Raw genomic sequence first — 15766 nt, 5'->3', positions numbered from 1 at the left:
CGTATCAAAATAGTGAAATCTACAAGGCGAAAAGCGATATTGAGAAGCAAACTTCTGAATATCTTAACATTAAAAAAGAACAAGAAGAAGCCCGCGAGATTGCGAAGGAACAAGAAGCACTCGCCAAACGTCCTTGGTATGAAAAAGCACTCGATTATGGCGGAAATATCGTCAATGAACTGACAGGTGTGAACGATGCGAAACGCGCCGCAACGGGCGTTGATCCGATCACAGGCGAAGAACTCACCGCAGGCCAGCGAGTCGCCGCAGGCGGTATGGCCGCAGCAGGCTACATCCCAATTGTCGGCTGGGCAGGGCGCATTTTCAAAGGCGGAAAAGCCGTCTATAAAACCACCCAAGCGACATCAGCCGCAGTCAGGGCAGTCGACATTTACAAGACGTCGCAAAAGTCATTTGATGCCTTAAAAACATCGCAAAAAGGCTTATATGGTCTCACCGCAACTAACGGCTTCAGCGAAGCGATTACGGGTCGTGACATGTTTGGAAACAAAGTCTCGAAAGAACAGCAGGAAGCGAGTATGAACGCGGCGCTGGGAATGCTTTTGCCGTTTGGGGCGAAAGGGTTTCATGGGAAGATGGGGGTAAAGAATACTGGTATACCTAATATCTCAAAAAGGCATGATGAAATTGCTCATAAAAGTTATTATGGTAGAAAAGATTTTAGAACAAAGATAAATGGTGCAGTATATTCTCACCATGATAATAAACATTTAAAGGCTAGAAATGTTGAAGAAGCCAAACGTTTTAGTGAAACAGGGAAACGAAATGCTCAATACCTGCCTGAAATAAATAATAAAGCTATAGAAAAAGAAGCTCTTCAAAAAGGGCATATCATTGATAATGGTAACAATAATTTTTATTTCATTTATGATACAGGTAAAGTTGTTGGCTATGATAATGGTAAACCTACTAGTTGGATTAGAGGAGAACTGACGAGTGGGAATGTGTATCACGGACATCCGATTGCAGGAGACAGATTAAATAAGTATTTAAATAAATTAGGAATAAAATAGAAAATCAATAAAGAGGTCAGATGATGATGAGAAAATATGTGAAACTTGATGTTCCCGAAGTAAACATTCATCCTTTAAGAATAACTGAAGGTTGGAATGTCCATTATAATAATTTTTGGGAAATTGACCCTAAAAAGTTAGAAACAGAAGATGATAGATGGTTTATGTTCACTGAAAGTTTGTTGCAACTTTATCATGAGAAATCATCAATAACATTGGATTTAGGGTGGTACCCCGATTTATCACCAGATGGTAACTATATTGTTCTAATAGTTCAAAATACAGATTGGGATAATCCTATTCAGGAGTTCAGCTCGGATGACTATACCAAAGTGATTGATTTTATAGAATTTCATTTGAAAGAAATTACATCTAACTGGTGGAAATAATATAGTATGTACTTAAATACCAACAAATTAACATCACTAGTTTCTTCAGTTATGAGCTCAGTTTTTTTGCCATAGGTACTCGAATGTGTTCTCAGGGTAATTTCATAATTAAGGGAATCAATATGTTTATAGAATTAGATAACCTTTTATCTGCTGATACAACAGTAGATTCATGGTATGATGACGGGTGTTTGCTTTCCTTTATGCAAGAGAAGATAAGATTCAAATACATGGGGATAGCTATCGAGAACATATTGAAAAGTCTACACAAATGTTAAAGGAATTGGCCAAGAATGCAGAACATTATCCCCAAGTAGCTAGAATCATGTTTTTTCGAGAGCATGAAATTGAAGCTCTTTTAGTAAACGTGAATGAAGTTTTTAGTCATTTAATCCAGATTCTTGAGCATACTAAATTTTCAAGTGGGTATGGAGATTTTATGTTAGTCACAGAGGATTTTCATTTTGGATTATGCATAGAGCGAACGGAATATTTTTATGAGTTAAGTACTTGGAGACTTTGAGTTTAGACTGTCTTTATTTGAAAGAGCATGACAATACCATTCATCTTCAATAGGTACGATTAGATGATATAATAGTGCTCTTTGATCTATATTTAATGAATTTATTATTTGTTTTTCGAGAAAAACATTGCTTTTGTGAAGATAATTAATTACTATAAAGATATTAACATGTTAAAAGCGGTTTCATGAAACGATGAAAGTTAAAAATAGAATAATGCGTACATTCAATAAGGCGTGTTACTGTTCGGCAGGCAAGACCTAGATTGGATGGGATATCTGTATTTGTATATTCCCACCCAATCCAGGTCTTTTTTTGTTGCCTGAGCTCCTATAATTAAAAATGAAAGCGGTGACTTTAATGAACCACAAAGATTTAGCCCAAGACATTCTAAAACATATTGGTGGAAGTGAAAACGTTCAAAATGCCATCCACTGTATGACGAGATTAAGGCTGACTTTAAAAGACTCCTCACGCGCAAACTCTGAAGAAATTAGTCGCCTTGATGGCGTCATTCAAGTAGCAGATACAGCAGGTCAGTATCAAATTATTATTGGAAATGATGTTGGTTATGTGTATAAGGAGTTTGCAAAACTGATTGATCTAAACCCAGAAGCAAGCAGCGGGCAAATTGTTCAGAATAAAGATCATAGCTTAAAAGGATATTTCAATCGTTTTGCCAATTTGATCACTGGCATTTTTGCACCGATTATCCCTGCAATTGCCGGGGCAGGGATGTTGAAAGCTTTACTGATTTTATTGCCGATGCTGAACTTGATGAAAGAAGACAGCCAGACCTATTTGGTATTGAAAATCATCTCAGATGCAGCGTTCTTCTTCCTACCTATTTTGTTAGCCTATACAAGCTCACAAAAATTTGGTACAAACCCTATGGTATCGATGGCTTTGGCAGGGGTATTGTTGCATCCTAACTTAACAGCCCTGTTTAGCAGTGGTGATCCAGTTGTCTTTGCTGGAATACCATTGAAAGCTGTATCTTATGGCGCATCGGTTATTCCAATTATATTGATTGTTTGGCTTATGTCCTATGTTGAAAGGCTTGCAGATAAATTATCACCGGGACCGGTCAAAATCTTTATGGTTCCTTTAATCACAATGATCATTGTTGCTCCGATTGGCTTACTGTTTTTAGGGCCGCTTGGTATGTATCTTGGTGCAGGCTTAGCCGCAGGGGTCTTATGGATCCAGCAAACTGCAGGATGGGCAGCCGTTGCAATTCTAGCCATTTTCTTACCTTTTATCGTCATGTTTGGGATGCAGAAGGTGTTCTATCCAGTTGTTATCGCTTCCCTTGCTTCACCAGGATACGACGCTCTCATCGGGGTGGCTATGCTAGCGGCTAACTTTGCGCAAGGCGGAGGTGCTTTGGCTGTTTCATTTAAAACCAAAGACCCTAAGTTAAAACAAATTGCAATGTCCGGAGGAATCTCTGCTTTATTTGGGATAACAGAACCTGCATTATATGGCGTTCATTTAAAACTTAAGAAAACATTACTCGCATGTATGATTGGAGCAGGGGGTTCAGGTATATTTGTGGGATTGATTAAGCTGAAAGCATTTGTCATGGTTTCACCTGGAATTGCAACAATGCCGATATTTATTGAGAAAGGGACTTCCAATTTTACGTTTGCTATTATTGGTGCAGTCATTTCAGCGGTCATCGCGTTTATTGCTGTTTACATGATCGGCTTTAAAGAGGCAGAAACTGAAAACATCGAGAAGAAAAATGAGCCGGTCTCCACATCAGAAGGCACAAGAAATCGCGAAGTCATTTATGCACCGATTAAAGGAGACATCATTCCTTTAGCAAAAGTGAATGATAAAGTATTCTCTGAAGAAGTGATGGGGAAAGGGGCAGCGATTCAACCTAGTGAAGGGGAAGTATTTGCTCCTTTTGACGGGCAAGTGGAAATGATTTTCCATACAAATCATGCGATTGGTTTAAAGTCCAACCTCGGTGTGGAAGTTCTGATTCATATTGGTATTGATACTGTTAACTTAAATGGAAAATATTTTACTTCACATGTTCAAAAAGGTGATACAGTGACACAAGGTCAACTTCTGATTGAATTTGATCAACAGAATATACAAAAGGCTGGCTATGACACAACAACACCAGTCATTATTACAAATACAGCTGATTATTTAGAAATATTACCCCAAGAGGGAAAAATGAATCCTGTTTCTGGTCATCAGCAGCCACTTTTAACTGTCTTATAAATCGATTTTGAATGTAACCAGGAAGGTGATATGGTATGGAAATTATAAAAGTGCTGAATACCAGTGTGGTTCTCGCGAAAAGAGATGACGGTAAGGAAATCATCGTAATGGGTAAGGCGATTGGGTTTAAAAATAAGCAAGGCAGTCTTATTCAAGAGTCTGATATTCAAAAGATTTATGTGCTAGAAGATCAAAGCACGTCTAATGACTTAGCTGAGCTTATGAGGGAGACCCCAGAGGAATTTTTAATCATGACGGATGAAATTATATCCTATGCGAAGCGCCGTTTATCTACACACCTAAATGAGCATCTTTATATTTCTTTAACCGATCACCTTTTTATGGCTACGAAGCGCTTTAAGGAAAATTTAACGATACAAAATCGCCTGCTGTGGGAAGTAAAGAAATTTTACCCCGAAGAATTCAGTATTGGTATGCATGCGCTAGAGCTGATAGAAAAACAATTAGGTATTCAGTTGCCTGAAGAAGAAGCGGCGAATATTGCATTTCATTTAGTAAATGCACAGCAGACCAAAGATAATTTGAATCAAATCGTGATGATGACCAATATGGTCAAAGACATTTTAAATATTATCAAAATGCATTATAAGATTGACATTCCAACAGATACGATTAATTATTCCAGGTTTTTAACACATTTACAGTTCTTTGTTCAACGTTTACTTGAGAACAAAATGCTCAAAACAGATGATCACGATCTAATGGATCAGATCATGAGGAAGTATCCTGAAGAAGTAAAATGTGTGGAGAAAATCGAGAAATATATTAAAACAAATGTGGATTACACGATATCCAATGACGAAAAAATGTACTTAATTATTCATGTCAATCGAGTTGTTCAAAGAAATAACGCATAATCTTGAGGAGGAAGAAACATGTCTAATCAAATCAGGAAATTTCCAGAAGGATTTTTATGGGGTGGCGCCATCGCAGCAAACCAAGCAGAAGGTGCATGGAATGTAGATGGGAAAGGGCTATCGACTGCTGATGTGGCGATCTTTAAAAAAGGTGTCAGTAAGTCTGACTATAAAAAGCACAATAAAGTGGATGAAGAACAAATTCAGCAAGCGATGTGTGCAGATACCGCTGAAGGTTATCCGAAACGAAGGGGTGTAGACTTTTATCATCGCTATCCTGAAGATATGGCGCTGTTCAAAGAGATGGGGTTGAAGACGTTACGTGTTTCGATTGCATGGACACGTATTTTCCCAAACGGTGATGAAGAAGAGCCAAATGAGGCGGGATTATTGTTTTACGATCGTTTATTCGATGCAATGAAGGAACATGATATTGAACCACTCGTTACGTTATCTCATTATGAAATGCCGCTATATTTAGTGAATCAATATGGAGGATGGTCTCATCGCATTGTCGTTGATTTCTTTGTGAAATTTAGTCGAGTGGTATTTGATCGATACAAAGATAAAGTCAAGTATTGGCTGACTTTCAATGAAATTGATAGCATTGTTCGACATCCATTTACAAGTGGTGGAATCGTTTCAGAGCGCTTTGACAATGTAGAGCAGGCTGTTTATCAAGCGCTGCATCATCAATTTGTTGCAAGTGCTTTGGCAGTTAAATCTTGTCATGAAATGATCCCGGGGGCAAAAATAGGGTGTATGCTGACGAAATTAACAACGTATCCGTATTCCTGTAATCCAAAAGATGTTCTAAAGGCATCAAAGAACAATCAGTTCAATATGTTCTTCACAGATGTACAGGTGCGCGGAGAGTATCCACGTTTTATACATCGACTGTTCAAAGAAAAAAACATTCACATTGAGAAACAGCTAGGAGATGACGAGTTATTAAAGGTTCATACCGTCGATTTTATTTCTTTTAGTTATTACAATTCACTTGTTGCTACTGAAAACAGTGAAGGGATGGAAACGGTCAGCGGCAATACAATAGGTGGCGTGAAAAATCCTTATTTAGAAGTGAGTGAATGGGGTTGGCAGATCGACCCGATTGGCATTCGCATCTCTTTAAATGACTTATACGATCGCTATCAAATACCACTTTTTATAGTTGAGAATGGGTTAGGTGCATACGATAAGGTGGAAGATGGAAAGATCAATGATGATTATCGTATTAGCTATCATGAGCAGCATTTCCAGCAGATGCTGGAAGCCATTGAGGATGGAGTCGAATTAATAGGTTACACCAGCTGGGGAATTCTGGATTTAATTAGTTACTCGTCATCTGAAATGGATAAGCGATATGGGTTTATCCATGTTGATCAAGATAACGATGGAAACGGAACATTAAATCGAACACCTAAGAAAAGTTTTTACTGGTACCAGAATGTGATTCGTCAAAATGGACTGGAAATGAAGGAATAGATGTGTCAGAAATCTTTTAAGGAGTGGTGTATACCCACTCCTATTTTTTATTGATGAATGTTTCAGCTCGTAAAAGAAAAGATATAAATATGGATATGCATTTCCCTAAAATTTAAGCAATTCACTATCATTACCTTTCACATTCATATAAAATAAGAGCTAGTGAAAAATTGAAGAGATGCTTGATAAATGAAGGACATGTAAGCTGTGAGCTGTATGAGATGATAGATGTTTGCACGTGAAGGTTGCGAAGCGGTTTCTCCTCACACATGAGATCTTGTAAGCGTAACCATTATTTGTCACTTCATTGAGATGGTGTTGAGGAGTGTGTCAGCATGAGGAATCCGTATGTGAAAACGGCTTCTAGTCTTTATATGAATTATTTTTTATTAGGTATGGTCAATATTATATTGGCTTCAAATATGCCATTTTTAATCAAGCAGTTAGATACCAATAGTGCGGGAATTAGTTATATGATCTCGGCACTCGGCATTGGCAGGGTGCTCACGTATGGTCTATCAGGCGTGCTGTCAGATCAGTTTGGCCGAAAGCCGGTGATTTTGGTTTCAGGTGTGCTGATGGCGGTGTTCCTCATCGGGATCCCATTGTCTCCAAATTATCAAATCGCCTTTGCGTTTGCGATTTTGGCAGGGGTAGCGAATTCAGCGATGGATGCAGGAACGTATCCAGCCTTAATGGAGGCTTTTCCGCAAAACTCGGGCTCTGCGAATGTGATGGTGAAGGCTTTTATTTCGATTGGGGCGACCATTCTGCCACTGGCTATTTTCTTATTAGCGGAGCATGATTTGTTTTATGGAATTGCGTTTTTTGTTCCTGCTCTGATCTATCTGGTGAATGTCTTGATGCTCTGGACATTGCCATTTCCGAATCATCGCAAAGTAGAGCAAGTCCAAGTGACGGAGCATGATGGACTTCCGCGCTTCTCGTCAGAGCCTACATTTTGGAGAGAAGGGGTCGCACTCATTGTAATCAGCTTTACGTCAAATGGTCTTTATGCCTTGCCGCAAATTTGGCTTCCTACGTACGGTGAGGCCATATTGGGGATGGCTTCTGGCAGTGCAGTGAAACTGCTTAGTTACTATAGCATGGGTGGTTTGCTGTCTGTCTTATTGCTCGCATTTCTTTTACGCCGCTTTGTCCGTCCGGTGACCGTACTGCTGATCTATCCAATCATTACACTGGCTTCTATCTGTGTGCTATTGGTCGTGAAATCCCCAGTCTTAGGAACCATCAATGCATTTGTATTGGGATTTTCAACAGCCGGTGTCTTCCAGCTGACGTTAACAGTGATGGCTGAGTTCTTTTGGAAGAACAAAGGAACGATGACAGGAATTATCTCAACAGCCGGCGGGGTATCGGCTATTGTCATCCCGGTCGTAACAGGATTGATTGAAAGCCACTCGACCATTTTACAAATCTTTATGTTCGATGCGGTTGTGGCTGTCGTGGCGATTATCGGTGCGATGTATATTCTGTATCGATACCGTCAAATCATGATACATGAATAAAAAAAAAGACGACCTCCGCTCAGGAAGTCGTCTTTTTTTGTTTAGAAACGGTCGTTTTCAAAAAGAATCTGTTTCACTTGATCAACTGGCATATCTTCACCAGTAAAGAGTTTGTATGCAAGAGCACCTTGCCATAGCATCATGCCAAGACCGTTAATGGTTTTTGCGCCAGCTTCCTGTGCTTGAGCAAGGAGCTTTGTTTTTTGCGGGTTGTACACGACATCTGTCACGATTAAATCTTTACGCAATACATCAAGCGTATCATCGATGATGCTGAGTTGATCTAATGGTTTCATACCAAGGCTTGTCCCATTTGCTAAGATCGCACTTTCAGCGACTTCACGACGGAAAGCTTCTTTGTCTTCAAGTGGGAAAATGTTTGCTTTGACACCGAATGATTTCATTTCTTCGTTAATGTACGTCACATTTTCTTCAGCTTGAACAAAGTATTGATCATTGCGAGCGAAAATACTAATTTCACGAATACCAGATTGTGCAAGTTGAATCGCAATCGGAGTAGCGGCACCGCCTGAACCAACCAGTGTCACCTTTTGTCCCGCTAATTCAACGCCATGCTCAATCAAGTTTCTCACATAGCCAAGACCATCTGTGTTGTAGCCAATTAGCTTGCCATCTTTGTTCACGACGGTGTTACTTGCGCGAGTATATCTGGCAGAATCGTCTAGTTCGTCTAAGTAATCCAATACTTTCATTTTGTTTGGCATGGATACGTTAAATCCAGTTGCACCCATCGCTTTCATTCCGTTTACTGCTGCTTCTAGTTCATCATTTCCTACTTCAAATGCTAAGTAAGCATAGTTGATGCCTGTTAATGTATAGCCAAGGTTATGCATCCGTGGTGAAAGGCTGTGTCCAATTGGTGTAGCAAGAAGACCGACTAATTTTGTTTTTCCATCAATATTACGTTCATGTATGTTTGTCATCGATTGACATCTCCTTTAATTATCTAAATAATTTTTTCATACGTCCAAGAACAAAGACTGCTAACAATACGCTAATGACCGCAATGATCATATCGAAAAATAACGTCATTTTAATATCGTACGTGCTGACCAACCCACTTGTAATGAGTGGCACAAGAATAAACGCTGAGCTTGCTGCAATGTTGACGTATGATGAAGCCGTTGCTTTGTTTGTAGGGAATAATTTCATCATAATACTCATGGCCAGCTGGAAGATTCCTGCTGTAAATAATCCTAAGAAAAAGGTGCTGACAATCACAATGCCGTATGTTTCAATTTGGAATAATGCAAGCATCGCAAGAAATGCTCCAATTGGATAAATGATTGCCACCATAATAGGTGAAATGAATTTATCTAATACGATCGAAAGCAATAGAACAGACACAAGTGCACCAATACTAAAATAAGAAAGAAGCTGTGTCGCTTGTTCTGTGCCAAGCCCAATCAATTTCAACCCAAGTTGTGGAAGCCACGTTTGCCATACGACAAACAATGCAGTAGACGTGAACCCCATGAGCACAACAGCTAAGCCTTCACCAATCATTTTAGGTTCTTCCTTCAATTGCTCCTGTACTGGAAGATCATCTGGTGAAGAGACTTGCTTATGGTTGGGGAACGGCATAAAGACTAAGTAAATCCCTACGAGTAAATAAAGAAGTCCTAGCCCAAAGAACGCCCAGCCCCAGAAGATGTCATGTGCAATAAGGAACGCCAAGATAAATGGAAGAACAGTCGCTCCAATTGAAACGGATGCCTTCACTAAAACAGAAGCTGAACTTGCCTTTTTAGGAAACGATTCTGTCAAAGCAGGATATGTTCCCGAATCAAGTAATGAGTTTGCAATCCCAGCAGAAATCGCAAAGATAAATGCCAGTGTATAACTCGTTGTTGTTGGAATACCGATTAAGAATAATAAATAAAGAAAGTTTCCTGTAATAATGACAGGCTTACGTCCCCAGCGGTCTGCTAACCGGCCTGAGAAAAAGAGAGCAACCAGTTTACCAATTCCGATCGCCGATACAAGCAAGCTGATTTTCGGAATATCCACATGGTAGCGTTCAGATAAGCTGTCCATGTTGGATGCCACAATAATATTGATCATGCCGAGCATGAAGTAGTTTAAATACATGCCAAGTGACGATTTAATATAAGGATTTTTCATGTTCCCACTCCTATATTTGAAACCCCTTTAGGGTCAAATTCTTTGTACACCCTTTGTTATTTCCTTAAAAGTAAATAATATTATGCCCATCACAACACCCCTTGTGTGATTGATGAAAAAATAATGAATATTCATCTGTTCTTCAATTAAGTACATCGTTCTACTATAAATATAAAAAATAATAACAGTCTTAATAAGAAAGTGGATCTTCATGATTTGATCAGAATCAGAAATGATCAATTTTAACTGTTGTTGAATAAAAATAACGATCTGATGAGATGGGTATAACGATATACTAAAAGAAGCAACGAGATAAATATACTCCTGCGTTTTAAATGTGTCAAGTTTATGACTTTGTGATTTAAAAAAATAAAAATGAAATAAAGAAATGGTTGACTTGATCAATAAAAAAAGAGAATTGCTGCACGCAATTCTCCCTTTCATGATGATGTAGAGGTTTCTCTAATATGAAGTTGAGGCTTTAAGATCACTCGCTGTAGCTCTTCATCCTGCTCGTTCATTTTTTGATATAAAAGGTTCGCTGCTTTTACCCCGATGGATCGTGGGAATGATGAGACAGTGGTGAGCGGCGGGTGATATAGCTCCGCTTCAGGGATGTTATCGAATCCAACAACATCAATGTCTTCACCAGGCTTGATGTCACGAGCTGCCAGTTCCTGAATGACCCCAAACGCGACTAAGTCACTAAAGCAAAAAATAGCAGTAGGAGGCTCAGGCTGGTCGATGACTTGGGTAAGGGCTTCTTTCCCGCCTTCACGAGTAGGTACCATATCGATAATAAGAGATTCATCAATCGTCAGGTTCGCCTCATCATGGGCTCTTTTGAATCCTTTCATGCGTTCAATCCAAGTCGATGAGGATTTGATGCCGCCTAAAAAGGCAATACGTCGATGTCCTTTTTGAAGAAGGTGATGTACCGCCATCCAAGTGCCTTGTTCATAATCAGCGCCGACATAGTCACAATGCACATCCGCTAATTCACGGTTTGCCAGTACTTTTGGGGTGCGAATTTGATTTAACTGTTTGACCGTCCGAGTTGAGCTTTTCGAAGCTAGGTTTAAAATAATCCCGCCAACTCGGTGCTCTATCATTGTAGAAATGAGCCGTTCCTGCTTATCGACACTGTCAAAGGTTGTACCAAGTAAAACGGTATAGCCAAGTGATTCAAGTGTGGTTTGCACGCCGATTAAAAACTCAGAAATAAAGGTATTTGAAATATCCGTGACGATAACACCGACAATATTGGAGCTTTTTGACCGCATGTTTGCAGCAACGCGGTCGTACACGTATCCTAAATCCTCCATGGATTGCAGTACTTTTTTTCGAGTGGCTTCAGAGATTCTAGGATTGTTTCGAACAACGAGTGAGGCCGTTGAGGTCGAGACACCGGCATGCCGGGCGACTTCCTGTAATGTGACACGTTGTTTGTTCAATTTTTTCATTTGTCTTCACCAACTTCAAAGGATTGCCTAACTTGGTTCATGATCAAGATGGATTTCTCCATCAAACGAGCCGAACATTCTTTGTTTTATTATACCTTAATCAGGTGTGTTGATGAAGTGATGTCATCTTACGTCAGATAGGGAGGGAATAAAATCTTAAAAGATTACCATTGACAGCTTTCTTCTAGAGGCGTAAAATATAAAATTATTCAGAAATAGCAACATTTAAAGTAAATAACGAAGGCTATGATTGCTGTGGGTCACACTATGGCAGGAGCAGCTTCTGGAGAGACCGCATGTATGTGCGGCGCCGAAGGGTTCACAATCTCAGGCAAAAGGACAGAAGAGTACGAAATATTGTATTTGTGATGCATGGATGATGCCATGTATTGCTTTTCTCTATTTTGCTATTCTTTTATGACCATGAGATTGGAGCGCATCCAATCTCTTTTTTTATGGACTTTTTGAAGGTTCATTATATCAGTATAATATCGTCTCGTAGGAGGGCGTTGAAATTGGCACAACAAGAGTTAAAGCGAGATTTATCAAACCGCCATGTTCAATTGATTGCAATTGGCGGAACCATCGGAACAGGGCTGTTTTTAGGCTCTGGAAAGGCCATTCAATTGGCAGGTCCGTCGATCATTTTTGCCTATTTAATTGTCGGAATGGCCATCTTTTTTGTCATGAGGGCACTTGGAGAATTGCTCTTATCAAGGGCGGGCTATCAGTCATTAACCGATATTGCAGAGGACTATCTTGGCCCATGGGCTTCCTTTGTGACAGGGTGGACGTATTGGTTTTGCTGGATTATGACAGCGATGGCTGATGTCATTGCGGTCGGTGTGTATGTGCAGTATTGGTTTGACATTCCACAATGGATTCCTGCAATCATTTGTTTGTTGATTTTACTAGGGTTCAATTTATTAACGGTGAAGCTTTTTGGAGAAATGGAATTTTGGTTTGCACTGATTAAAGTCATTACGATTCTACTGTTAATTGGCGTAGGGATTGTCCTATTAATCATTGGATTTCAAACAGATGCCGGGCCTGTGACGGTCACGAATCTTTGGTCACATGGCGGGTTATTTCCAAATGGTGTCACAGGCTTCTTATTGTCATTCCAGATGGTGATTTTTGCGTATGTGGGAGTTGAACTTGTCGGTGTTTCCGCAGCAGAAACAGCAAACCCTCAAAAAAACATTCCGTCTGCGATTAATAAAATTCCATTAAGAATTCTATTTTTCTATGTGGGTGCCATCTTTGTATTACTATGTATCAACCCATGGACCGAGCTCAGTGCATCAGAAAGCCCTTTTGTGAAAACCTTTGGACTGATTGGTATACCAGTAGCAGCAGGGCTTATTAACTTTGTCGTCCTGACTTCTGCGGCTTCCGCTTGTAATAGCGGCATGTTCTCGACGAGCCGTATTTTGTATAATCTCAGTCATCAAAAGCAGGGACCATCTTCCTTTGGCCGTCTAAATAAGCACGCTGTCCCAAGCAATGCACTATTTGTTTCAACGATTGTGGTATCGGTCGGGGCTCTTTTAAGCAAGCTGATTCCCGAACAAGCCTTTGGCATTGTCACAACAATCAGTGCCATTTGTTTCATTTGGGTATGGAGTATTATTCTCATTTGTCATTTGAAATATAAGAAGACTCGGCCTGAACTGCATGAGGCATCTACTTTTAAAGCGCCATTCACTCCTTTTGTGAATATCGTTGTCCTTGTGCTATTTGCGGCCATTCTTGTCATTATGCTATTCGCTGACGCAACACGCCCAGCACTGCTATTGACACCCGTATGGTTCGGATTCCTATTCTTCATTTATGCACGAAAGAAACGCCGTTCAGCATAATGGACGTATAAAGCACAGCCTTTTCAAATGGCTGTGCTTTTGCTTATTTACCGATTTCTAATTTTCAACATATAATATGCATTTAAAATGATTAAAACAAGTCCAATGACGATAATGGAGAAGAGCTGAGAGTGATTGGCTCCGAGGGAATACAAAATCATAATAAACATGGCACCAGTCAATAAAATATTCATCATTTGATAGGTATGAAATAGCCCGTCGAGCATCACATGTTTTTCACCTTCGTCAGAAATAGCGAGCAGTTTTTTGCCATAATCCTTGTCGGATGGACTTGGTAGATTGCGATTCGGATAGACGAGTTTTAGGACAGAGATCGCCGTATAAGAAAGGATAATGGTGATCAAAAATAAAGCAGCATTTACAACAATCAGCCAGATTGGTTGCTCGGTTACAATGGCCATTCCAATAGCAACAATGGATAAAATCGTACTCACGGTATTGGCTAACGTTAAATCAGTAAAAGTTCGGTACTGCTTTGCCTCGAGTTCATCCTCCTCATCACCAGACACGGAAAGAGAGACTCTTTTCTTCATACGTGAAATTCCTGAAAAACAATAAATAATGAATAGGATCGTCAAGCCAGTGATCACAAGCGTTGCTTCAAACGCAGCATCTAGAAGTGCCAACTCAAATTCGGCCGCCAGCAAACAGTAAGCGCCGAGAAAGCCAAGGAGAGCACCTAAGAGCATTTTATATACAGTTTTCATGTGAGTTCATCCTCCTCGAATAGAAAAATACGTTCAATGGGTTCCTGAAAAATGCGTGAAAGCTTAACAGCGAGCAAGAGAGACGGCATTAATTCATCTCGTTCCATTAAGCTGATGGTCTGACGAGAAACCTTTGCACGCTTTGCAAGCTCAGTTTGGTTCAAACCATCACGTGCACGAAGCTCTTTTAGCCGATTTTTCATTCTGTCACCTCAACTTTGATCGAAATCTTTCCTTGATTGTAAAGCATGATATTCATTTTGACAAGTAAAGTTGTCAAAATGATAAAAATAATTGTCAGAAAGATCATCTTTATTCAAAAGGTGAACAATGATACGCTAAAGGAAAGAGAAACAGAAAACAGGTGAGGCCCGTGTTTATTGATCAATTAAAAAATGACTTACATCAATCACAGCCGTTGTTTATTGGAGAAGAGACAGCGTTTAAAGCGGCAGTCCTTGTCCCTTTGGTGCAAGTAAACGGAGAATGGCATATATTATTTGAGGTACGATCGCTAACCATGAGAAAACAGCCTGGTGATATTAGTTTCCCTGGAGGCAAACTCGACGGTGGTGAAACAGCACAAGAAGCTGCACTGCGCGAAACACATGAAGAACTAGGCATTCCGCCTGAATCAGTCGAGATCCTTGGGCAGCTCAGCCCTTACATTGCTTCTCCATCCTTCGTGGTCTATCCATATGTCGGCATCATTGATGAGCAAAAGGTAAAGCACTCGTTTAATCAAGAGGAAGTGGAGGAGACCTTTACTGTACCTTTATCATGGCTCAGCCAATATGAGCCGTACTTACATCATGTGTCCGTTCAGCCAACACCAGCTGAGGATTTCCCCTATGAAAAAATCATGAATGGTGAGAAGTACCGCTGGGGAAGTCGTTCGATGGAGGAATGGTTTTATGATTATGAAAACTACACCATTTGGGGATTAACAGCCCGTATATTAAAGCATTTTGTGACCGTTGCGAAAAGAAATTCCTAGAGAATCGCTCTCTAGGAATTTGTTGTATCCAGACGTTCTTTCGCTGTTTGTTTTCCTTTACCAATTGGAATAGGAGCTCTCGCTTGGCTCAGTCCGTAGGAAGGCATGTTCACGTAGACAGATTCATACGAGCCGGCTTGAACTTGATACGTTTCATGATAAATGCCCACTGCGTCATTGGTCCGTGCTCTTTGGTTAAATGCCTTCCAAGCCGCCAAATGCTTTTCCATCTTGGCATAGGCAAGGAGGTCATCTGTTGACTTCCAATATTGGATCATGGCTGTATTGCGTAAGCCGAAGTAATTTTCTGTCCCGAGGAAACCAAGCTCGTCTTGATGGGTATACAGTTCTTTGATCATGCCAGGCATCGCCATGAACACAGGCAGCCATTGGTGGATGGCCCAGCGTTTGTTGATCCTCATTCCGATGATGAACACAACAATCGAGTCAGAATTGTCTGTTGTAAACCTGCCAGCACGTATGTCTTTTTTCAT

15 protein-coding genes and 1 riboswitch are annotated in these 15766 nt (G+C 40.1%); of the genes, 9 read left to right on the top strand and 6 right to left on the bottom strand.

The features are described 5' to 3' along the window. The 7 genes from C6W18_RS17750 to C6W18_RS17715 form a co-directional block, all read left to right on the top strand. Nucleotides 1-1034 (top strand): pre-toxin TG domain-containing protein (locus C6W18_RS17750; RefSeq protein ID WP_223251736.1); only part of this gene is annotated, 1034 nt, incomplete at its 5' end. Nucleotides 1035-1060: 26 nt separating this feature from the next. Beyond that, nucleotides 1061-1423 carry a hypothetical protein gene (locus C6W18_RS17745; RefSeq protein WP_105928439.1) on the top strand — a complete coding sequence of 121 codons (363 nt, stop codon included), beginning with the start codon at nt 1061-1063 and terminating at the stop codon, nt 1421-1423. A gap of 187 nt (nt 1424-1610) precedes the next feature. Then, nucleotides 1611-1946, top strand: coding sequence for a YxiF family protein (locus C6W18_RS20130; protein ID WP_189318117.1), 336 nt, complete (start codon nt 1611-1613; stop codon nt 1944-1946). Nucleotides 1947-2304: 358 nt separating this feature from the next. Beyond that, nucleotides 2305-4185 (top strand): beta-glucoside-specific PTS transporter subunit IIABC, encoded by a 1881-nt coding sequence (locus C6W18_RS17730; protein WP_105928435.1) that lies wholly within the window; start codon nt 2305-2307, stop codon nt 4183-4185. A 35-nt stretch (nt 4186-4220) separates the two neighbouring features. Beyond that, nucleotides 4221-5063: a BglG family transcription antiterminator LicT gene (licT, locus tag C6W18_RS17725; RefSeq protein ID WP_105928434.1), complete on the top strand. Its 843-nt coding sequence runs from the start codon at nt 4221-4223 to the stop codon at nt 5061-5063. An 18-nt stretch (nt 5064-5081) separates the two neighbouring features. Next, complete coding sequence (locus tag C6W18_RS17720; protein WP_105928433.1) at nt 5082-6548, top strand: glycoside hydrolase family 1 protein; 1467 nt, start codon at nt 5082-5084, stop codon at nt 6546-6548. A gap of 335 nt (nt 6549-6883) precedes the next feature. Next, nucleotides 6884-8077 (top strand): MFS transporter, encoded by a 1194-nt coding sequence (locus tag C6W18_RS17715; RefSeq protein WP_105928432.1) that lies wholly within the window; start codon nt 6884-6886, stop codon nt 8075-8077. A 41-nt stretch (nt 8078-8118) separates the two neighbouring features. Here the strand turns inward: C6W18_RS17715 and C6W18_RS17710 are convergent, their stop codons facing one another. From C6W18_RS17710 to C6W18_RS17695, 3 genes are all read right to left on the bottom strand, one after another. Next, nucleotides 8119-9021: a quinate/shikimate dehydrogenase gene (locus C6W18_RS17710; RefSeq protein WP_105928431.1), complete on the bottom strand. Its 903-nt coding sequence runs from the start codon at nt 9019-9021 to the stop codon at nt 8119-8121. A gap of 19 nt (nt 9022-9040) precedes the next feature. Continuing rightward, entirely contained in the window at nt 9041-10222 is a 1182-nt protein-coding gene (locus tag C6W18_RS17705; RefSeq protein ID WP_105928430.1) for an MFS transporter, read from the bottom strand. A 440-nt stretch (nt 10223-10662) separates the two neighbouring features. After that, nucleotides 10663-11685: a LacI family DNA-binding transcriptional regulator gene (locus C6W18_RS17695; protein WP_034323312.1), complete on the bottom strand. Its 1023-nt coding sequence runs from the start codon at nt 11683-11685 to the stop codon at nt 10663-10665. 273 nt (nt 11686-11958) lie between these two features. Further along, a riboswitch (glycine riboswitch) is annotated at nt 11959-12038 on the top strand. Nucleotides 12039-12200: 162 nt separating this feature from the next. On the opposite strand from C6W18_RS17695, the gene C6W18_RS17690 reads away from it, so the two are divergent. After that, a complete protein-coding gene (locus tag C6W18_RS17690) occupies nt 12201-13547 on the top strand; it encodes an amino acid permease (RefSeq protein ID WP_034323315.1) in 1347 nt (448 codons plus the stop codon). Nucleotides 13548-13594: 47 nt separating this feature from the next. Here the strand turns inward: C6W18_RS17690 and C6W18_RS17685 are convergent, their stop codons facing one another. Continuing rightward, nucleotides 13595-14275, bottom strand: coding sequence for a DUF3169 family protein (locus C6W18_RS17685; RefSeq protein ID WP_105928428.1), 681 nt, complete (start codon nt 14273-14275; stop codon nt 13595-13597). Continuing rightward, nucleotides 14272-14478, bottom strand: coding sequence for a helix-turn-helix transcriptional regulator (locus C6W18_RS17680; RefSeq protein WP_034323321.1), 207 nt, complete (start codon nt 14476-14478; stop codon nt 14272-14274). Before C6W18_RS17680 ends, C6W18_RS17685 begins: the two co-directional genes overlap by 4 nt. A 170-nt stretch (nt 14479-14648) precedes the next feature. Between C6W18_RS17680 and C6W18_RS17675 the strand changes: the two genes are divergently transcribed. Continuing rightward, nucleotides 14649-15272, top strand: a complete 624-nt coding sequence (locus tag C6W18_RS17675) for an NUDIX hydrolase (protein ID WP_034323323.1) — start codon at nt 14649-14651, stop codon at nt 15270-15272. An 11-nt stretch (nt 15273-15283) separates the two neighbouring features. Here the strand turns inward: C6W18_RS17675 and C6W18_RS17670 are convergent, their stop codons facing one another. Beyond that, a complete protein-coding gene (locus C6W18_RS17670) occupies nt 15284-15766 on the bottom strand; it encodes a DUF4188 domain-containing protein (protein ID WP_034323325.1) in 483 nt (160 codons plus the stop codon).

This window comes from Bacillus sp. LLTC93, assembly GCF_002993125.1.
In the GTDB taxonomy this organism is placed as follows: Bacteria; Bacillota; Bacilli; order Bacillales; family Bacillaceae; genus Bacillus; species Bacillus zhangzhouensis.
Note: the sequence above shows the minus strand (reverse complement) of the source record. Positions and strands in the feature narration are given on the sequence as shown.

Coding starts and splice junctions, on each gene's coding strand:
- C6W18_RS17745 (WP_105928439.1), top strand. CDS start 1,061: ATGAGAAAATATGTGAAACTTGATGTTCCCGAAGTAAACATTCATCCT.
- C6W18_RS17730 (WP_105928435.1), top strand. CDS start 2,305: ATGAACCACAAAGATTTAGCCCAAGACATTCTAAAACATATTGGTGGA.
- licT (WP_105928434.1), top strand. CDS start 4,221: ATGGAAATTATAAAAGTGCTGAATACCAGTGTGGTTCTCGCGAAAAGA.
- C6W18_RS17720 (WP_105928433.1), top strand. CDS start 5,082: ATGTCTAATCAAATCAGGAAATTTCCAGAAGGATTTTTATGGGGTGGC.
- C6W18_RS17715 (WP_105928432.1), top strand. CDS start 6,884: ATGAGGAATCCGTATGTGAAAACGGCTTCTAGTCTTTATATGAATTAT.
- C6W18_RS17710 (WP_105928431.1), bottom strand. CDS start 9,021: ATGACAAACATACATGAACGTAATATTGATGGAAAAACAAAATTAGTC.
- C6W18_RS17705 (WP_105928430.1), bottom strand. CDS start 10,222: ATGAAAAATCCTTATATTAAATCGTCACTTGGCATGTATTTAAACTAC.
- C6W18_RS17695 (WP_034323312.1), bottom strand. CDS start 11,685: ATGAAAAAATTGAACAAACAACGTGTCACATTACAGGAAGTCGCCCGG.
- C6W18_RS17685 (WP_105928428.1), bottom strand. CDS start 14,275: ATGAAAACTGTATATAAAATGCTCTTAGGTGCTCTCCTTGGCTTTCTC.
- C6W18_RS17680 (WP_034323321.1), bottom strand. CDS start 14,478: ATGAAAAATCGGCTAAAAGAGCTTCGTGCACGTGATGGTTTGAACCAA.
- C6W18_RS17670 (WP_034323325.1), bottom strand. CDS start 15,766: ATGAAAAAAGACATACGTGCTGGCAGGTTTACAACAGACAATTCTGAC.